General features: G+C 40.3%; 17 protein-coding genes. 9 read left to right on the plus strand and 8 right to left on the minus strand.

Annotation, left to right across the window (positions count from 1 at the left end; genetic code table 11):
- Positions 1–102: 102 nt before the first annotated feature.
- Positions 103–228 (minus strand): hypothetical protein, encoded by a 126-nt coding sequence (locus tag H6G75_RS33635; RefSeq protein ID WP_277884113.1) that lies wholly within the window; start codon positions 226–228, stop codon positions 103–105.
- Between the two features lie 208 nt (positions 229–436).
- Here H6G75_RS33635 and H6G75_RS27775 point away from each other — a divergent pair, with 208 nt between their 5' ends.
- A complete protein-coding gene (locus tag H6G75_RS27775) occupies positions 437–883 on the plus strand; it encodes a hypothetical protein (RefSeq protein ID WP_190983128.1) in 447 nt (148 codons plus the stop codon).
- Between the two features lie 75 nt (positions 884–958).
- On the opposite strand, the gene rpmA is transcribed toward H6G75_RS27775, so the two are convergent.
- From rpmA to H6G75_RS27790, 3 genes are all read right to left on the minus strand, one after another.
- Positions 959–1,240 (minus strand): 50S ribosomal protein L27, encoded by a 282-nt coding sequence (gene rpmA, locus H6G75_RS27780; RefSeq protein ID WP_190983129.1) that lies wholly within the window; start codon positions 1,238–1,240, stop codon positions 959–961.
- 24 nt (positions 1,241–1,264) lie between these two features.
- Positions 1,265–1,654 (minus strand): 50S ribosomal protein L21, encoded by a 390-nt coding sequence (gene rplU, locus H6G75_RS27785; RefSeq protein WP_190983130.1) that lies wholly within the window; start codon positions 1,652–1,654, stop codon positions 1,265–1,267.
- 425 nt (positions 1,655–2,079) lie between these two features.
- Entirely contained in the window at positions 2,080–3,507 is a 1,428-nt protein-coding gene (locus tag H6G75_RS27790; protein WP_397332858.1) for an ABC transporter substrate-binding protein, read from the minus strand.
- A 72-nt stretch (positions 3,508–3,579) separates the two neighbouring features.
- On the opposite strand from H6G75_RS27790, the gene H6G75_RS27795 reads away from it, so the two are divergent.
- Together H6G75_RS27795 and H6G75_RS27800 are read left to right on the plus strand one after the other, a co-directional pair.
- Positions 3,580–4,338: a YebC/PmpR family DNA-binding transcriptional regulator gene (locus H6G75_RS27795; RefSeq protein WP_190983132.1), complete on the plus strand. Its 759-nt coding sequence runs from the start codon at positions 3,580–3,582 to the stop codon at positions 4,336–4,338.
- 524 nt (positions 4,339–4,862) lie between these two features.
- The gene (locus tag H6G75_RS27800) at positions 4,863–5,153 is read left to right on the plus strand and encodes a hypothetical protein (protein ID WP_190983133.1); all 291 of its coding nucleotides are present in this window, start codon (positions 4,863–4,865) and stop codon (positions 5,151–5,153) included.
- 109 nt (positions 5,154–5,262) lie between these two features.
- On the opposite strand, the gene H6G75_RS27805 is transcribed toward H6G75_RS27800, so the two are convergent.
- The 3 genes from H6G75_RS27805 to H6G75_RS27815 form a co-directional block, all read right to left on the minus strand.
- The gene (locus H6G75_RS27805; RefSeq protein ID WP_190983134.1) at positions 5,263–6,456 is read right to left on the minus strand and encodes a catalase; all 1,194 of its coding nucleotides are present in this window, start codon (positions 6,454–6,456) and stop codon (positions 5,263–5,265) included.
- Between the two features lie 113 nt (positions 6,457–6,569).
- Complete coding sequence (locus H6G75_RS27810) at positions 6,570–8,207, minus strand: peroxidase family protein (RefSeq protein ID WP_190983135.1); 1,638 nt, start codon at positions 8,205–8,207, stop codon at positions 6,570–6,572.
- Between the two features lie 54 nt (positions 8,208–8,261).
- Positions 8,262–9,272, minus strand: coding sequence for a DUF2235 domain-containing protein (locus H6G75_RS27815; protein WP_190983136.1), 1,011 nt, complete (start codon positions 9,270–9,272; stop codon positions 8,262–8,264).
- Positions 9,273–9,639: 367 nt separating this feature from the next.
- Here H6G75_RS27815 and H6G75_RS27820 point away from each other — a divergent pair, with 367 nt between their 5' ends.
- Positions 9,640–10,908, plus strand: a complete 1,269-nt coding sequence (locus H6G75_RS27820) for an FAD-dependent hydroxylase (RefSeq protein ID WP_190983137.1) — start codon at positions 9,640–9,642, stop codon at positions 10,906–10,908.
- Between the two features lie 715 nt (positions 10,909–11,623).
- On the opposite strand, the gene nagA is transcribed toward H6G75_RS27820, so the two are convergent.
- Entirely contained in the window at positions 11,624–12,793 is a 1,170-nt protein-coding gene (gene nagA, locus H6G75_RS27825; RefSeq protein WP_190983138.1) for an N-acetylglucosamine-6-phosphate deacetylase, read from the minus strand.
- 98 nt (positions 12,794–12,891) lie between these two features.
- Here nagA and purE point away from each other — a divergent pair, with 98 nt between their 5' ends.
- The 5 genes from purE (at position 12,892) to H6G75_RS27850 (ending at position 19,103) form a co-directional block, all read left to right on the plus strand.
- On the plus strand, positions 12,892–13,410 hold the full coding sequence (purE, locus tag H6G75_RS27830) for a 5-(carboxyamino)imidazole ribonucleotide mutase (RefSeq protein ID WP_190983139.1): 519 nt from the start codon (positions 12,892–12,894) through the stop codon (positions 13,408–13,410).
- An 858-nt stretch (positions 13,411–14,268) separates the two neighbouring features.
- Positions 14,269–15,870 (plus strand): ammonium transporter, encoded by a 1,602-nt coding sequence (locus H6G75_RS27835; protein ID WP_190983140.1) that lies wholly within the window; start codon positions 14,269–14,271, stop codon positions 15,868–15,870.
- A gap of 258 nt (positions 15,871–16,128) precedes the next feature.
- Positions 16,129–16,452 (plus strand): YnfA family protein, encoded by a 324-nt coding sequence (locus tag H6G75_RS27840; protein WP_190983141.1) that lies wholly within the window; start codon positions 16,129–16,131, stop codon positions 16,450–16,452.
- A gap of 352 nt (positions 16,453–16,804) precedes the next feature.
- Positions 16,805–18,163 carry an ammonium transporter gene (locus tag H6G75_RS27845; protein ID WP_199338053.1) on the plus strand — a complete coding sequence of 453 codons (1,359 nt, stop codon included), beginning with the start codon at positions 16,805–16,807 and terminating at the stop codon, positions 18,161–18,163.
- Between the two features lie 124 nt (positions 18,164–18,287).
- Positions 18,288–19,103, plus strand: coding sequence for a GDSL-type esterase/lipase family protein (locus H6G75_RS27850; RefSeq protein ID WP_190983143.1), 816 nt, complete (start codon positions 18,288–18,290; stop codon positions 19,101–19,103).
- The last annotated feature ends 12 nt before the right edge of the window (positions 19,104–19,115 follow it).

Genomic DNA, 19,115 nt, shown 5'->3' on the forward strand with positions numbered 1-19,115 from the left:
GTTTGTACTGTAATTCTTGGGAAATTTAGAAAATTTGCGGACAGACTATTGATTAGGTTTGGCAAAAATAGGATGATAAACATATAGTCTAAGTCATTCTCGTCAAAATATACCCAAACTAACCCAGCTTTCTGAAAGAGAGCGATCGCCTTTACTCCCGCCAGCATCACAACTCCTACAAGTATGGCTAAAAGCCAGATGAGCAACACCGCAGGAGATTAGAGTCAAGGCTTTTGTGCTTTACCCACTGATGCACCCATATCAAAACCAAGTAGTTGATTATGATACATCAGAAATCAGAATATGCTTTCTATCTAGCTTTGATGACTCAAGCTGTATAGTTTACTAACTGGTAATCTGCTGTATCAGTTAAAGTTTTTGGTTATGGAAAATTTATTTAAAGCATCACTTTACTTATTCATAACAAGGGCAACTTATGTCTATTTTCAAAAACCTTCCTTGGACATCACTATTATTAGTCCTGATTAGTTATAGTACCCTGGGCTGGGTGTTATCAGAAGCACACATGCCTTTATCTCTTTGGATAGTCATCGTAGTTGGGATATTAGTTTTACTATCAAGTTTAGCCATTCCCTTTTTAGCAATGGCTAATTATTCTAGTGTATTTTTTGAGTCGAGCATCAAAACTTTTTTTATTGCCGTGTTTGGGGCATTTTTATTTTTCCTGATGGTTGCTTGGTTTCGCCTCTTTCTCGACACCTTACTGATTATTGCGGCGGCAATCTTAGCAAAAATTGATTTTTACACAGCCGGATTTAATGGCAGGTCAGCTTTTTTAATTACATCCTTATTTTCATTGGTAGGTATAGCTTGTGGCGCAATCCTGCATGAAGAACTTGCTATGTATACATCTATGCGATAAATAAATGAGGGTGGAAGTGACCAACCCTCATTTATTTATCAACTATTCTGGCTAATGAATCAAATTATCAAGCATTTAGCTGGCTACGGCTTCTGCGGGTGCAGCGACTGGATAAATGCTAACTTTTTTGCGAGATTTGCCTTTTCTTTCAAAGGTGACAACGCCATCAATTAAGGCAAACAAAGTGTCATCACTACCGATACCTACATTGTTACCAGGGTGAAATTTTGTGCCACGTTGACGTACAAGAATATTACCTGCACGCACAACTTGACCACCAAAGCGTTTAACACCTAGACGCTGGGCATTAGAATCACGACCGTTGCGTGTACTACCTGTTCCTTTCTTATGAGCCATAATTTCCTTGTTATGCTTATTTTTCTATGATTCAGCAGTGGTTTCCGCAGAGGAATCATCAGCTACAGCCGCCGCTTCAGATGCTGTAAATACCTGACCATTAAGAGTAATGGAGTTAATTAACAGTCTGGTAATTTCTTGGCGATGACCCCGTTTTTTACGGGTTTTCTTCTTCGGCTTCATTTTGTAGACCAGAACTTTGCGGCCTCGGAAGTGGCGCAATACAGTTCCTTCTACAGTTGCCCCAGATACTAGAGGCTGACCGATACTGAGTCCACCATCATGTTGTACTAGTAGTACAGAATTTATTGTAACTTTTTCGTCTGGTTGGGCAGTTAGCAGTTCAATGTCGTAAAAACGACCAGGCTCAACTCTAACTTGTTTACCACCAGTTTCAATAATTGCGTAGGTCATTAAATTGTCCTTGGAGTTGCCGTACAGGTAGCTAACAAAAATCTCTTGTAGAGAAAGCGATATACCTGAGCTTGATGAATCGCTGTGGTTAGCCTTTGTGGTGTGTCTACCTGATCCGAGCAGGAATGAGACAGACAATCTAAAATCATAATTTATTTATAGGAATAACGTCAATATAAATATGCACCAAGGTTGTCTGTAGACAATTGGGTAAGGGTTTGAGTCAGTAATTGATTTTTCGTTTTATTGCGGAAGTTTTATGGTATGTGAGAGTCAGTTGAGTAAATTTACAGATTATTTTTTTATAATTTGCGTAAAGTTGGTGAATATGGCTGAAGTTAATAGTGACACAGAACAGCACCAACAAAATCTGAGCGGAAGATGTCACTGCTCAGATTTTTCCCTTGATTATGGTGATTTTGGAGTTATTTAAAGATTAAATCTAGCCGTTGCTGACTAGTTTGGAGTGCTTCGGTTGGCGAAAGTTTACCCAGTAACACAGCTTCTACTGCCCGTCCGATACTATCGGAAATGCGATTGTAACCAGGAAAAATCGGGCGACTACGGCCATACTCTGCCTGTGTTAAAAAAACTTTTAACTCTGGTATTTTCTCGATAAATTCTTGATATTTGGCACTTTGGCGAGATTTTAAATTAATTGGTAAATAACCTGTTCCGAGAGCTAATTCTGTTTGAAAATCAGCACTCATGGCATATTCCGCAAATTTGAAGGTTGCTTTTTGGCGTTCTGGCGTGGTTTTGAATAAGAAGAGGTTTTCACCACCAATATTTGTAGCGGGCTTTTTGTTCACTGGCAGGGGAAACACCCCAAAATCAACGTTAGTAGCTTGAAATTGGCCTAAATTCCAAGGGCCATTGATTTGCATTGCAACTTTACCCGATAACAAGGGGTCTGTTTCATAACCTCGTTCTGGGGCAGATAACATTGTGGAACCGTCTGTAATTAAGTTACGCCAAAATTGTAAAGCTGCGATCGCCCCTGCATTTTCTGTTAATCTCACACCTGCGGGATTTTGGGCATCACCAGTCACCAACTCACCGCCACTACTCCACATAAATGGCAACCAACTAAAAACTGTAAATTCCCCTTTACCCAAGGGCAGAAACATTCCATACTGGTCTATCTGTCCGTCATTGTTAAAATCGCGGGTTAATTTTTGGGCAACTTGGCGAAATTCTTGCCAATTGTGTGGAAGTTCTGTAATACCTGCCGCTTTAAATAAACTTGGACGGTAAAAAATGCCGAGGTTATTGGTAGCAAAGGGAACTGACCATAACTGGCCTTTGTATTCCATTGCCGCATATAAGGTTGGGTCAATTTCGTTTTTAACTGGGGAATTTGCCAACATCTCATCTACAGGAATTAGCGCCCCTAGTTCTACCAATTGTCCAGCAATAGTTGGGTTGTACCACAATAAATCCGGTGGGGCATTACCAACAACAGCAGCCAAAATTTTTGGTGTTTGCTGATCTTGTTGCCCAATGTATAAAGATTCGACTTGAATATCTTTATGGGTTTGGTTAAATTTATCTACCAACTTTTGTAAGACATCTCGATTTGGTGGTGGATTCACCCCATGCCATAAAGTAATATGAGTAATCTTACCTGCTTCTACTCTAGAACGCAGAGTTTGACATCCACTTAAAGCAACTATACCTATGAGCAGTAATAGAAGTGATTGCTTAAGATATTGCGGCAATTTCTTTTTTCTGCGCCTAAATGTGCGATTGGTACGCAAAAATCTTGCCAAAACTCGCTGGAGAAGAGGAATCATTAATTTAACAGGGAATAGCAACTCTTGAAGAATGAAAGTTAAATTTCTATACTTCATACTTCAGACTTCACACTTCATACTTCACTTGTATATCCTAATCTTTGGAGATAGCGGAAATAGTTACGAGTTATGGCAGGTCATAGTAAATGGGCTAATATTAAGCGCCAAAAGGCTGTAGTGGATGCTAAAAGAGGAAAAACTTTCACGCAGTTATCGCGGGCTATTATTGTGGCGGCGAGAAATGGTGTACCAGATCCGGCGGGGAATTTTCAACTACGTACAGCGATTGAAAAGGCGAAGGCTGCGGGTATCCCCAATGATAATATTGAGCGAGCGATCGCTAAAGGTGCAGGTACATTTAACGGCGATAATCACACTTTAGAAGAAATTCGCTACGAAGGTTACGGCCCTTGTGGTGTGGCAATTTTAGTTGAAGCCTTGACTGATAATCGCAATCGCACGGCGGCTGATTTACGGGTGGCTTTTAGTAAAAACGGCGGAAATTTAGGTGAGACTGGTTGCGTTAGCTGGATGTTTGACCAAAAAGGCGTGTGTGTTGTGCAGGGTGTGGTTGATGAAGAACAGCTTTTAGAAGCATCTTTAGAAGGCGGCGCTGAGTCTTATGAAATGACCGAAGATGAAACAGCGGAAGTATTCACCGAGGTGGCTAATTTAGAAATTCTCAACAAAACCCTGAAAGACAAAGGTTTTAAAGTCACTGATGCCGAATTGCGCTGGATTCCCAGTAATAATGTAGAAGTTACAGATTCTGAACAGGCGCGATCGCTACTCAAGTTAATTGATACTCTAGAAAGCTTAGATGATGTGCAGAATGTCACATCTAATTTTGATATGTCAGAACAGTTGTTGGCTGTAAGTGTTGTTTAAATATCTATCTAGCAACTTGGTAGTAAACAGTTTGTCATTTTTGCCCAATTTGACACAGAAAATTTATATGCAGAACAAAATAATGACACACTACTTTGCGATAGTTTTGTTTGTAAGTTACTAATGAGATGTCCATTCTCGCTAAGTAATTAGCTTCAAGGTTAATCTGGCTTTAGTCTTCTCAAATTAAAAGATGTTTTCCATCTTCACCTGCATTTTCGAGAAGACTAATTAGCCATTTCTCCAAATAAAACTTTACAGGAGGCTATAGCTATAACTCAAAAAATCTAAATTTTTGTCCAACTACTAGATTCCTCAACGAAAATATTTTCCAGGTATTTTATTAATTTGTTTCTATACTATTTTGCCCTGTACCATATCATAACTGCTGTAAATCACAGCAGTTTTTTTATGCTGATACGAACTTCAAAATTCACATAAAATCCATATCAACAACAAGCAAATGACATAAGTAATTGGCATATTTAAATCATCAACTCATCGAGCAGATATTAGGAAATAAAATGAAAAACCTCATCAAAGTTTTAGTACTAGCTTTAGCAGTTTCTTCACCTCTTGCTGTGATTACACCTGCTGTTCATGCGGAAACAACATCTAATACTAAAACAGCACCTTTGACTAAAACAGAGACTGCTAAAATTCATCACAAAGCTGCAATTACTAATAGTAAGAGTCAAGTAAAATCATCTAATGTTAAACATACAAAACACTTAAAGCATCACAAGCATCACAAACATACTGCTACAAATTTAACTAATAAATCTACTACTGCTGCTAACAAAGCTCACAAATAATAGTTCTGCATAGATTTATATCTTCTCAAATTTCTGGAAAGGTAATTACTTAGGTTGACACTCGCTGATATCTACAGATAACAGCGAGATTTTTTTATAATTACTGGTTTTAAATTTTTGTCTCAATTGTTGGTTCTTGATACTTGACTCCGCGTTTTGTATGACGGGAATTAGCCACAATAGGATACACAACAGAACGTAAGCGATTAATTGCACCAACAGGACGATGCACCGCTAAACCATTTCCTGGCGAGAACCGGAGATTTTCACCAAAGTCATTTTCTAGGGGAGAATTGACTTTTTGATGTTTCACTGTCAGACAACCAATTGTAAAAAAGGGTGATTCTTCTTCACTCCAAACAATGGTGGAATCATCAACAGACATTTCTGGTTTTGTTTGAAATTGAATTTGAAAATCCCAAGTATATTCTGCATCTGGCTGGGCTAAAGCTTGCATAATATCTTCTCGGTAGTAGTTATCCTCTGCACCGGAAGTTTTGACACGTTGAAGCTCACTTTCTGGTCTCGACTCTAAAGGTAGTGGTTGATGAGGTGCTTGACTAGAAACCGGAACAAACCCATATTTAATGACTGCTGGATATTCTACAGGAAATCGACCTGGTTGGGATGGGTCAAAATCTGATTTGAGTCCCACAGCATAAGCTGAAGCACTCCAATAACGTTCTGTGAGTAAACTTTTAGGAAACCGTTTGAAACTGGTTTGTAAAAGAGTAGCTTCGTAGGGATGTAACTTGAGCCAGATTAACACCAACAGCCTAAAAAGTGGAAACAACCCAGCTCGATAAATTGTCAAAAAGAAGCTGTAGAAGTCTTTAATAGTTCTCACAAAAAAGACATCATGATTATGAACAATAATGTCATGGGTGTGTAACTCATGACTGTGGGGTATTCGTTCTCCTTCGACACCGATAACTTTAATTGCCATTGAGCGCGTATCACCTTCATAATCATTTTTGACAGAAAAGGCTCCACTGGCAAATCTTAACCACACCGGATATTGTTTTGCTTGAGCAAATAAACCTTGTTTGAGGGAAATACCTTGAATTTCAGCCTCAGTTAATGCAGTACGTTGACGCAATTCTTGTTTAATTGCGGCTTCATCAAAGTCAAAAATTTCTAAAGTACCTTGAACAGCAGCATGGGTTTTAGAGTGAGTGTCTCGCTTGGCAATTTTTTGCTTTTCGCCCTTGTACAGATTATCCATATTCTTTTTGACTAGCTCACTCATCAGAGCGCAGTACTTAGCTTCTTCTTGTTCTGGATATTCAGTAAATAGTTTCATTTTGCAGTTGCTAGATAAGTAGAAGAATTAAATTAAAACATGAGAGTTTTAGATCCCCAACTTCTCAAAGAAGTCGGGGATCTGGTTGTCTCTATCAATCAAACTCAAATTAACTATGCTTTGTGGAGGTCAAAAGTAACTTTATACTTTTTACCCGATGACGGAACATTGCGATTCACTAAATCTGATACTGTGTTGGTAGTTTGATAAATTTCCCAACCGATAGGCGACAGCGTATTTTGATTGAAGATTTTTGGTGATAATAAAGGATTAGTCAAAGCTTGGGAAAAAGCATCAATCCCAATTAACCTTGCGACTAACGGAGGAATCGTAGAATTTTGTCGCACATCTTCTGCATAAAGTCCTACAAAGAACTCAATATTATCAACGTGACCATAGAATTCTTTAAGTTTTTGTTGGGTAAATTCATCACCAGTAATTTGGTCAAAGCTGGTAACTCTGGGGAACCCACACAATTCTCGATAATCGTTGTAGCTGGCTAATTGTAATTCTCTTCCGAGTCTGATGGAAGGTAATTCAGCTAGTTCAACCAAGATATCAGGTGTGTTAAATAAACCAATTCTTGTCCCTGCTTGGGAACAAGTTTCTTCCATTAATGAGCCTAACCCTTGGTCAATTAATATTTTATTGTTCCAGAGAGTTTCGACAACATGAGTGGGTTTACCGTTACAAACAAATTTTTCAGGAATTGCACTATGCCAACGATAAACAAAGTCAAATTCAATAGCCATGTGATTGGTACGATACCAACTTTCTTTGGTAAAAGCCTCTGGATCAGCAAATAGTTTAAAGTGATAAGGAGTGATGTGGTTAATGTACTCTTCCATAATAATTTTGAGAATAATTGCCATGAGAATATTTCTGGCAGTTTGGAAGAGACGTTCATCATCCCAGGCAGGATAATTCTTAGCTAAAATATCACACAGACGATTGTGTTCGCGCAGACAAAGAACATTGAGCATAACATAGCCAATTTGAACATTGGCTCGTTCTACACCCATCGCAAACATATATTGTTTTTTATCTGCTGGCTGTCTTTTTTCATCATTAATGGGTTCATAAAGTCCAGCAAATTGTGGGTCTACTATACCTTGTGCTGGGTCAGAATAATAAAATAGGGGGTATTCTTCTTCTACTCCGTCTTGGCGTTTGAGTTTTTGAGTTTTGAATTTACCGCCTTCAAAGCTTCTTAAAAGATGTGTTTGCTTTCTGGTTAAACCATAAACATTACACAAGTCAATTTCATGGTTGGATGTATTTTTTAATTTGTTTTGATGATCGATGCGGAGGAAACTATCGGTAAACCACTGTACCCAATAGGGAAACAGCATCGTTGATTTGCTAGAGTAAATAGTCTGACCGTCTCGTTTGCGGAATAAAACAGCTAAGTCTTCAACTTTGGGGAGGTTTTCTGGCGTGTTGAGTTTGGGATCTGGTGGTAAGTGTCTGCCTGTATAAGTGCGATCGTTGAGTGATTCCCAGGAAGTATAAGTATCAGTTTTTTTATTTCTATCTGTATCAGGAATATGCTTATCTAGTGTCATCATACTGTAGGGATTGGGACGAGTGGGAATTTTGTAGATGAGACTATTGAGCAATGCTTTATTTACTTTTCTTTTGATAGATTCATTACTTTGAAGTAATCCCCAAACGCCTTTAAAATGGGTTAAGACAAATGTTTGAATTTTGTTGTTTAAACCATCTCTGGATGTGTCTCTTTTACCAGCCATAATAATTACCTCTGTATTGATTACTAGTAAAATCAAAAATGCCAAAATTGGAAGTTAATCTAATAGTTTGGCAATAATCTTTTGTAAATTTTTGGGGCGATAGTCTTGGCGGACTTTTAAACGATTGATTGTGCTGTCGTGTAGTTCTTCAATGACATCGCCGACATCCCGTAGCTTGATTCCTGCTAATTTAAAAAATCCAGGGTCATTCTTAAATTCACATTTATAATTGGGGTTGATTCCTGTAGGAATGACGCTTGTATCAAATTCCAGTCCCAGTCCTAAATCAGCCACGGAATCAATCATCCACTGCAAGGCTGCATCAGATAAGCCGCTATGTTCTTCAGTTCCACCTCCAACGCAACCATGTTCACCCGGAAACCATTTTTGAATTACCCGTTGGTTTGTGGCTTCAGGATGGGGTTTCATGGGGGTAACATCAAAGATTTCCCGAATTTCATCAATGGCCATTGCGTGCAGTGCATTTTGGATATCTTTGTTTAATGTGGTGTCGTGGAATCTGTAACGCTGATTCAGTTGGTCGTGGAATTTTTTGAAGGCGGCTAACGCAGGAATTCCCAGCGCCCCAACGGTGTCAAAACAACCAATTAAAGTGATCGGAACGCGATCGCCATAAGTTTTCCGATAATCTACAGCTTCTTGATCTTTGGGCTTGATATTGCGTTTCCGATAAAGTTCGTAAGCTTCATGGGCTTTGGTGATATGCGGTCTGTCTAGCAGACCGGAACAATAAATCATTCCTGCTAGACTTCTGACTGTGTAAGCACCACGACTAAAGCCAAATAAATAAATTTCATCACCAGGAATATAGTTAAGCACCAAAAACCGATAACAGTCTTCGATATTTTGATCAATGCCTAATCCCGTTGCTCCACCTAAAATCTTTTGATTTTCGGTACCAATTCCCTCATCATAAAATACAATCTGCGGAACTCCGTCATTTGCAGTTGGTTTCACTGATTGAGCCAGTTTCACAACATTGCTGGGGTAGGCACTCGTTAACTGTTGCCAAGTTCCATCACAACAAATTACAAGACGTTTCATTATTCTGTTTTTAAGTCATGAATTAGTTTGAGCGTGGAAAAAATGTCAAACTTTAACTCATAATTGATAAGTTAAATTAAGACTTATTAAGCATGTAAATTATGTTCTATCAATAACTAAAATTGCCATACGCCAGACTACAAACACTTTATTAATTCAGCAAGTATTTGTACAATAAATTTACTTTTTCTCTATTAGAAGCGGACAGTTAAGACATTTAAGACATTTAAGCCAAGTAAATTAGTTAGAAAAATTCATGAATTAATGATGGGTGTTGATGGCAGGATTGAGAATTGAGGTTTCAACTTGCTCTATGGGGGGCGATCGCGTAAGAATAATAATTAGGATGGCTTAATTTATCTTAACAATGACGCTAACGCAGTTTACTCAAACTACTTACCTTCAGCAACCCGCAACAGACAAACGGGGATACGACTATGATTTGGTGATTGTCGGCGGTGGAATTGTTGGGTTAACCCTAGCCGCAGCTTTGAAAGATTCTGGCTTGAATATTTTGCTAATTGAGGCGAAGGTAACATCAGCATCTGTAGCCAAAGGGCAAGCTTATGCAGTGCATCTGTTATCAGCACTGATTTACCAAGGTATTGGCATTTGGGACAAGATTTTACCCCACATTGCTAAATATCGTCATGTGCGGCTTTCTGATGCTGACTATCCTGATGTGGTGGAATTTGACGCAGCAGATATTGGTAGAAGTTCGCCAGAGTTAGGTTACGTGGCGGAACACCAAGCTTTGTTACAGCCATTGCAAGAATTTGTCCAGAAATGCCCGAATGTGAATTACCTTTGTCCGGCTGAGGTTGTGAACACGCAGCATCAGCAGGATATAGTGGCAATTGATATCAAGATTTCTGAGCAGATATACACAGTCCGCAGTAAATTATTGGTGGCGGCCGATGGATCGCGATCGCCGATTCGCCAAGCTGCGGGAATCAAAACTCATGGCTGGAAATATTGGCAGTCTTGTATAGTGGCTTTTGTCAAACCAGAAAAACCCCACAACGATACTGCTTACGAAAGATTTTGGCCGAGTGGCCCGTTTGCGATTTTACCTCTGCCGGGGAACCGTTGCCGCATTGTCTGGACAGCACCCCACGAAGAAGCGAAGGCTTTGTGTGCTTTGGATGATGAGCAATTTTTGGCAGAACTTAGCCGCCGCTACGGTGATCACATGGGTAAATTGGAGTTACTTGGCGATCGCTTTGTCTTCCAAGTCCAACTGATGCAAAGCGATCGCTATGTCCTCCCCCGCTTAGCCTTAGTTGGTGATGCAGCCCACAACTGTCACCCCGTTGGTGGACAAGGTTTAAACCTTGGTATTCGAGATGCAGCCGCCCTCGCCCAAGTTATCCAAACAGCCCACAAAAAAGGCGAAGATATCGGTAAAATTCAAGTCCTCAAACGCTATGAACGCTGGCGAAAACTGGAGAACCTGACAATTTTAGGGTTCACCGATTTGTTAGATAGAATGTTTTCTAACCAAATCCTACCTTTGGTAGCGGTACGGCGTTTGGGTTTATGGTTAATGCAGCGTGTCCCAGTGTTAAAAGTATTCGCCCTCAAACTAATGATTGGCTTAAAGGGGCGGACTCCACAATTAGCGCAAAGATTTTAATCTTAGAAACGTTGCGGCAATGCAACGTTTCTAGATATACTGTCTTGTTTCCTCTGTTTGTCCAGTTGTACTATTTCTCAAGTTAACCTCTATTACAAGGTGAAAAACCTTTGAATAAATTATCTCAAATGTAGCGATCGCGCTTGTGATCCCCAGTAAAGTTGCCAGAATTTTGATTCTGACTTAGTAGGAACTTTGATATATTCTGCTTTAGAGTGAGTAACACTCAAAGTTTTTAGGTAATACTGAAAAACCTGCCAAAATGGCAACCTAACTCTAATTAACTGCGCTAAATTTATAAAAGATAAACGACTTCAAGGGTTTTGTTATCAGGGTCTACCTAGCAAATGAAATACCGAATTCATTGTTGATTGCTATATATATTTAATAGCAAATTATAGATATTTAATTTGAAAAAATAGATGAATGAATCAGGCTTCACATTTGCTGCAACCAGGATTCAAAATGTATAGACATTGCCATTTTCGCACAACTTAGCCCCCTAAATAAAAAGGCAATGTTTGTACATAATCCTGGACGCTACAGCAGCAAATGTTGAGTGGGAGAATGAGGCGATTGGTATGCCTCCTCCCACTCTTTTTTTATGGAAGTAGTTATGGCAGGAGGAAAAGTTTTATTATTCCCAGCATTCAAGCTTTCTAACTACCGCTATAACCAATTCAAAATCCACCATTCTGCTGTCGTTTACCTCTACCTATAATCGCTGCCAAGTTAGTTCTTTCGTAGTTTCATCCCAATGCCAGCGTAATAAATTAGCAGGTTGCCCTGGAGAAATTACAGGCAAATTCATGGCTTTTCTGGGGGCATTTGTAGCTAAAGCGATCGCTCTTTCTACATCACAAATTCCCCATTTCAAAAGGTTCTGTACTCCCACGAATAACGGTAAAGTCGTGCCTGTTAATGTCCCATCTAGTAACCGGGCTGTACCGTGTTTAACTTCAATGTGGCGGCTATCCCAAGGATATATCCCATCAGGTAGCCCCAAAGGCGCTAGGGCATCACTGACTAAGAATAGTTCCTGAGTCGCCCGCAAAAGAATTTTTAGCATGGTTGGCGCGACATGCTGCCCATCGGCAATCAAACCACACATAACATTGGGATTGGTAATGGCGGCCCCTAATAATCCCGGTTCGCGGTGATGCAATGGTGGCATAGCGTTAAAGGCATGAGTTACCATCGTTGCACCCAAATCAAAGGCTTGTTGGGCTTGGTCGGCAGTTGCCTGAGAATGTCCTAAACTGACTGTGATCCCCAAAGAACGCAAATATGCTATGACTTCGCCGCTGGGATCTAATTCTGGTGCTAGGGTAATAATTTTGACAATCGAGGCATAATTGCTTAACACCCGTTTAACTTCCTCAATTGTCAGAGGTAAGAGATATTCAGCTGGATGTGCGCCACGCTTGCCATAATTCAAAAACGGCCCTTCTAAATGTACACCGAGAATTTTCGCTCCAGTTGTGGAATGAGCAACAAAATCAGCAATAATGGCCAGCGATCGCTGAATATTTTCGATGGCAGTGGTGACTAATGTTGGTACATAAGCATCGACACCAGCATCCCATAAATATTGGGAAATTTTCGGCAACATTGCCGCGTTTTCTGGTGTTAGTTCGGTAAAGGCCAAGCCTAGCGCCCCATTAATCTGTAAATCAACACCGCCTAATGAAATCCAATCACCAGCTACATCCAATATTTGTAAATCCGGTGGTGGAATTCGTTTGAATACCGTACCCATTGGCAAGATTTGTTCAATCACACCTTCGTGATTCACTAAGAGCATCTGTAAATCTTGATAACCAGGTACACGCGCATTGATAATATCTACATTTGAAGCGATGGGTTTGTGTGTTGCTTGGGTCATCACCTTGGACTGAAAGTAGCTAAGTCTAAGTCTGACACGATTCTAAATCTCGCAATCAGCCTTTAATCGAAAATCCAAAATCCAAAATCAAAAATTCTATGTCTCCCCTTGTCGGTATTATCATGGGCAGCGACTCTGATTTGCCCACTATGAAAGATGCGATCGCAGTTTGCACAGAGTTTGGTCTAGAAACGGAAGTGGCGATAGTTTCTGCCCACCGTACCCCAGAACGGATGGTGCAGTATGCTCAAACCGCCCATGAACGGGGTATTAAGGTGATTATCGCCGGTGCTGGTGGCGCAGCCCATCTCCCTGGTATGGTAGCTTCTCTTACAGCGTTACCAGTAATTGGCGTACCTGTGGCTACTCGCAATTTGCAAGGCGTTGATTCTTTATATTCTATTGTCCAAATGCCCGCCGGTATCCCCGTGGCCACAGTCGCCATTGGTAATGCGAAGAATGCTGGGCTGTTAGCTGTGCAGATTTTGGCTACTCACCAACCAGAGTTATTCGCCAAAGTACAGCAATACCGCCAGTCTCTCTGTGAATTGGTGATGAACAAGCAAGCAAAATTAACACAGCTAGGTTATGAACAATATCTCAAAGAAGAACTTTAACCACAGGTTAAAAGAGTTAGGGGAGCAGGGAGCAAGGGGATAGTCTAAGACAGAGCTTGTACTCTACACCAGATGAACAAGCCAGTAGTTTACCGACCAACCAAATATTTCTGTGTAGACCTAGCTCTTGTGCCGGAGGCAGGAGGAATTGGGGAAATATTCTCCCCCTTGCTCCCGGCTCCTTGTCCTCTTCTCCCTGCTTCTTCGGTGATGATTGTCACTTCATTGGTTAAGTAACAGTTAATTAATTTTTTTTATAAAAATTTAATATTGTTTGAGAATTTTCTTGATCGAAGAGGATAAATCCATTACCTGTAAAGCATGTGGTTTTTGCTCTCATTATTTTTAGCGTAGTAAAAAACACAATCCCCAAAAAACAGTATCTAAATATACAGAATTACAGTTTTGATAAATAGAAAATCAGTCAAACAATTTTGGATTTTAGCGGTGAAATTTTAGATTGACAATTTTAGATTTTTTTGATCTAGTCTGAGGCAGGAGTTGTACTAAAAACAGTCCAGAATCCAAAATTTGAAATCTAAGAATTGGCACATTAAATTTACTTCTGAGTTCAGCAATTAAGCATATCGAGCAAAATAATTCAAGATTAAAGATTGGGTAAAGAAGACTTGACGGTTGCGGATAATACATAATAATTTCTTAAGGATAACAGCAAAAAATATTTACATTGGGTTTAGTGAAATTCCTAAACTCATCTTTGGGTTGTTTGGCTTTCTAGCGTGGAAACAAGTAGTTGAAAAATCTGGATCAAAAATCATTGCTTTTGACTGAGAGTATTAGCTTTTTGCTCTAGATGTTTTTCCTTTCAGGACGGTATGGAGGGTGAGGTTCAAATTCATGCAAAGACAACAATCAAAAACAAAAATCAGGCGATCATCGGCCAGAAATTACGCTAAAAGCACAGGATTTAACTCAAAAGTAAAGCAGTTAAACTTAGCAATTAAGCGGCTGTCTCCCAGTTGGCGAGCTTGTTTACCTTTAGCTTGTTTAATTGTTTTAGGATGGAGTTATGTAGCGGTTGCTCAAACTCCAGTGCCTGCGGGGCCAACAACAGCAGATTTAAAAATCGCACTTGATACATTATGGGTAGCGATCGCTGCCTTTTTAGTATTCTTTATGAACGCCGGTTTCTGTATGTTAGAAACCGGGTTTTGCCGTCAGAAAAACGCCGTTAACGTTCTCGCCAAAAACTTAATTGTATTTGCCTTATCGACCGTAGCATTTTGGGCGATCGGGTTTGGCTTAATGTTTGGTGATGGCAATGACTTCATCGGACTCAGTGGCTTATTCTTAGCAGGTGCAGACAATAGCCCTGCAACTGGCGATGCTTATAAAGGAGTATTTAGCGCCCTAAGTTGGACAGGCGTTCCTTTAGCTGCTAAGTTCCTATTCCAGCTAGTATTTGCTGGAACAGCAGCCACAATTGTCTCTGGTGCTGTTGCAGAACGGATTAAGTTTGTAGACTTTTTAGTTTTCAGCCTGTTACTTGTTGGTATTGCCTACCCCATCACTGGACACTGGATTTGGGGCGCTGGTTGGCTGGCAGATATGGGCTTTTGGGATTTTGCTGGTTCTACTGTCGTTCACTCAGTTGGTGGCTGGGCTGCATTGATGGGAGCCGCATTTTTGGGGCCTCGCATTGGGAAATATCAAGATAAGCAAGCAGTGGCTCTCCCTGGCCATAATATGAGCATTGCCACTTTGGGTTGTTTAATTTTGTGGTTGGGTTGGTTTGGTTTTAACCCTGGTTCTGTAATGGCTGCTGACCCCAATGCAATTACTCACATTGCTTTAACAACCAACATGGCAGGTGCAGTTGGTGGAATTGCTGCTACTGTTGTGGCTTGGGTGTACTTGGGTAAGCCAGACTTATCCATGATTATTAACGGAATCTTGGCTGGTTTAGTGGGTATTACCGCATCTTGTGCTTACGTCAGCATTCCTAGTTCTATTGTTATTGGCTTGATTGCTGGTATTTTAGTTGTTTTCTCTGTGCCATTTTTTGACAAACTCGGCATTGATGACCCAGTAGGCGCTACTTCAGTTCACCTTGTTTGCGGTATTTGGGGAACTCTTTGCGTTGGTTTATTTTCTGTCGGCCCTGGTGGTTATCCTTGGATGGTTGACTTAGCAGGTAAACCAGTCGGGCCACATGGTTTATTCGCTGGTGGTGGTTTTGGTACATTAATTCCCCAGATAGTTGGTATTCTCGCCGTTGGGGGAATGACTGTTCTTCTTAGCACCATCTTTTGGTTAGTGCTGAAAGCAACTTTAGGCATTAGAGTTACCAGAGAAGAAGAATTAGAAGGCTTAGATATCGGCGAACACGGTATGGAAGCTTACAGTGGATTCTTGAAAGAAGCTAGTCCTGGTGGTTTTTCGGAAGGGTCAAATTCTGGAGAAATTTCATCAGGTGGTGATTTACCAAGTACCCTGTAAGTCTCTAAATTTCTCATCTTATTGCTGACTACTATCCGCCCCTAGAATTTTTAGCGGGCGGTTTTTTTATTCAGAATCAGGTGATAAGTGACAGCTTATACCAATTCTATGCGAGGCTGCATTTAATCTTTTATCTCTTTTTTATTTGTGTTCTTTGCGCTCTTTGTGGTTCGTTCTTTAATTCAGTGTATCTTCATAGATAATTGGTATTACAGTTGACAGTTGTAGAGAGTAAATTTAATATTTGAGTTTTTGATCATGATGAAATCCCTAATATATTTTGTTTGGACTGGTTTATTTGAATTAGGAGGCTGTTATCTCATCTGGTTATGGTTAAAGCAAGACCAGTCATTTTGGTTAGGAATTTTGGGTGGAATTACTTTAGTTTTGTACGGTGTAATTTCTACTTTTCAACCTGCAAATTTTGGGCGAGTTTATGCGGCTTATGGTGGCGTGTTTATTGTTATGGCAATGCTTTGGGGTTGGCGAGTAGATAAAGTTACCCCCGATACTTACGACTTGATTGGGACTTTTATTGCATTACTTAGTGTTCTAATTATCATGTTTGCACCTCGGAATTAAGTGCAATTTCTCTTGTGAATTTTTCACTGATTATGTGGTAAAGATGCTAACTCAAACTACAGCGTTTTTAAAACCCTTACAGAAATAAGGTGACTAGAACAATAATGTAAAAATTTTATAGATACACATTAATTAATGTCTGAACAACTATCACAAGGATTATATTTTTGTTAATCTTTTAAAAATCAATTCGGTTGAGTATCTTTCACGACAAAAATCAGTTGCAAAACAGAATGAAATGTATTTAAGTATACATAAAATTTTGACTTCTGACAGAAGGGGACAGAAACAAGTGTTCAAGAAAGTTTTGACGATCGCGGTTCTTTCTATATTCCTGTTAGGATGGCCGCTCATGGGTAGTGCTTATGCTCAAACATCAGCAGCAACACCACCTGCGGCTGATACAGGAGATACAGCTTTTATGCTGGTATCATCTGCACTAGTTTTGTTGATGACACCAGGATTAGCATTTTTTTACGGTGGATTTGTGCGATCGCGCAATATCCTCAACACCTTGATGATGAGCTTTGTGTTGATGGCGATTGTGGGTGTTACCTGGGTTTTGTGGGGCTATAGCTTGGCTTTTGCACCAGGAAACGCGATTATTGGTGGTTTACAATGGCTGGGGTTAAATGGTGTCGGGTTAGAAACAACAAATTATCTCCAAGGTTCCGAACCACAAGATGTAGTTTCTTATGCTGGAACAATTCCCCATCAGGCATACATGATTTATCAAGCCATGTTTGCCATTATCACCCCAGCCTTGATTTCTGGTGCGATCGCGGAACGGATGAGTTTCCGTGCTTACAGTTTGTTTGTCTTGTTGTGGTCAACCTTTATTTATAGCCCTCTAGCTCACATGGTTTGGGCTAAAGGTGGATTCCTTGGCTTATATGGCGGTTTAGGCGCTCTCGACTTTGCTGGTGGTACAGTCGTTCATATTAGTTCTGGTGTATCGGCGTTAGTGGCTGCAATTGTTCTCGGCCCTCGCAAAACTCACCCCGACCGCCTCAGCCCGCCTCACAACGTACCTTTTATTTTATTAGGTGCTGGCTTGCTGTGGTTTGGTTGGTTTGGCTTCAATGCTGGTAGTGCTTTATCTGTTGCTAGTGGAACTTCCGGTGATGTAGCGACAAACCTAGCCACCACTGCTTTTGTTGCTACTAATACTGCTGCGGCTGCGGCTGCTTTGATGTGGCTGATTTTAGAAGCAACACTACGGGGTAAACCCACAGCTGTAGGTGCAGCCACAGGTGCAGTTGCAGGTCTGGTTGGTATTACTCCAGCCGCCGGATTTGTCACTCCGTTAGCAGCGATTTTAATTGGTTTTATTACCTCTTTTGTCTGCTTCTATGCGGTGAGTTTCAAACATAAACTGCAAATTGACGATGCCTTAGATACTTATCCTGTACATGGTGTAGGTGGTACAGTTGGGGCAATCTTGACTGCTATTTTTGCTACTACCCAGGTTAATTCCGCAGGTAAAGATGGTGTACTCAAAGGTAACTTTAGTGAACTAGGAGTAGAACTAGTAGCAATTGTAGTTGCTTATGTAATTGCCGCAGTTGGTACTTTTATTATTCTCAAAGTAATTGATGCTACCATTGGTCTCCGTGTTAAAGAAGAAACGGAAATTCAAGGTTTGGATATCAACGAACATGGTGAAGAAGGTTACAACTCTGAATTTGGTGGGGATAGACCTATTAATTAATTCCCCAGCAGTTTGCTCATCTTTGCCGATAGTGGTCAATGTAAAAGCAATTACTAAATATAGTGTGACTTTTGCGAACTAGCGGATAAAATTTGAGTCAAATTATTGGCAAATTTCGCTAGTCGTGACCACTTCTGTAAAAACCTTCCCCACTTGGGCATTGTTATCGTTGGCAACCAACGGCATACTGATGTTGGCGGTCATTCTGCTAATTTTGCAAAAGCAGAGACTGACCGCCGTTTTTAGTGGTTCGCCGTCACAACAAACAATTAATACATCCCAAACTGTTGCACCAGAGTTAGGCCGCCATCATCAACTTAATTACCAACAGTGGTTAGATATTCTGAAACAAGAAGCTCAAGCTGCTACTGAAAAAAATCCTGAGCATTTAAGTATCTTGGCGGGAGATTCTATCAGTCTTTGGTTCCCCACAGAATTATTACCAGAAAATCGATATTGGCTGAATCAAGCAATTTCTGGCGAAAACAGCACAGGACTCTTAAAAAGATTAGATATATTTGATAGCACTAAACCAGAGGTGATTTTTGTCATGATTGGCATTAATGACCTCATTCGGGGAGAAAGTGATGAGGTGATTTTAGAGAATCTGCGGCAAATTATCAAATACCTCCGTAAAACTCATCCCACAACCAAAATCGTTGTTCAGTCAATTTTGCCACACGGCGCAGAAGAAGCCACTTGGGAAGGGCGAGACAAACTTTTAACTATTCCCAATAGTCGCATTCGCTTATTAAATGAACAATTACAACGCATAGCCACTAGACGCAAGGCCAAATATCTCGATTTATATTCCTTATTTGCTAATCAACAAGGTAATCTCCGTCCAGAACTTTCCACTGATGGCTTACATCTCAGTCCCGCCGGCTACCTGGTTTGGCGTACTGCATTGCAGATTTATACCACATCGGGTGGGGAGTAGGAGAAGATAAGG

The sequence above is a fragment of the Nostoc sp. FACHB-280 genome (genome assembly GCF_014697615.1).
In the GTDB taxonomy this organism is placed as follows: domain Bacteria; phylum Cyanobacteriota; class Cyanobacteriia; order Cyanobacteriales; family Nostocaceae; genus Nostoc_B.

Bases quoted from the DNA above. Each gene is read 5' to 3' on its own strand.
- H6G75_RS27775 (WP_190983128.1), top strand. From the start codon at position 437: ATGTCTATTTTCAAAAACCTTCCTTGGACATCACTATTATTAGTCCTG.
- rpmA (WP_190983129.1), bottom strand. From the start codon at position 1,240: ATGGCTCATAAGAAAGGAACAGGTAGTACACGCAACGGTCGTGATTCT.
- rplU (WP_190983130.1), bottom strand. From the start codon at position 1,654: ATGACCTACGCAATTATTGAAACTGGTGGTAAACAAGTTAGAGTTGAG.
- H6G75_RS27790 (WP_397332858.1), bottom strand. From the start codon at position 3,507: ATGAAGTATAGAAATTTAACTTTCATTCTTCAAGAGTTGCTATTCCCT.
- H6G75_RS27795 (WP_190983132.1), top strand. From the start codon at position 3,580: ATGGCAGGTCATAGTAAATGGGCTAATATTAAGCGCCAAAAGGCTGTA.
- H6G75_RS27800 (WP_190983133.1), top strand. From the start codon at position 4,863: ATGAAAAACCTCATCAAAGTTTTAGTACTAGCTTTAGCAGTTTCTTCA.
- H6G75_RS27805 (WP_190983134.1), bottom strand. From the start codon at position 6,456: ATGAAACTATTTACTGAATATCCAGAACAAGAAGAAGCTAAGTACTGC.
- H6G75_RS27810 (WP_190983135.1), bottom strand. From the start codon at position 8,207: ATGGCTGGTAAAAGAGACACATCCAGAGATGGTTTAAACAACAAAATT.
- H6G75_RS27815 (WP_190983136.1), bottom strand. From the start codon at position 9,272: ATGAAACGTCTTGTAATTTGTTGTGATGGAACTTGGCAACAGTTAACG.
- H6G75_RS27820 (WP_190983137.1), top strand. From the start codon at position 9,640: ATGACGCTAACGCAGTTTACTCAAACTACTTACCTTCAGCAACCCGCA.
- nagA (WP_190983138.1), bottom strand. From the start codon at position 12,793: ATGACCCAAGCAACACACAAACCCATCGCTTCAAATGTAGATATTATC.
- purE (WP_190983139.1), top strand. From the start codon at position 12,892: ATGTCTCCCCTTGTCGGTATTATCATGGGCAGCGACTCTGATTTGCCC.
- H6G75_RS27835 (WP_190983140.1), top strand. From the start codon at position 14,269: ATGCAAAGACAACAATCAAAAACAAAAATCAGGCGATCATCGGCCAGA.
- H6G75_RS27840 (WP_190983141.1), top strand. From the start codon at position 16,129: ATGATGAAATCCCTAATATATTTTGTTTGGACTGGTTTATTTGAATTA.
- H6G75_RS27845 (WP_199338053.1), top strand. From the start codon at position 16,805: ATGGGTAGTGCTTATGCTCAAACATCAGCAGCAACACCACCTGCGGCT.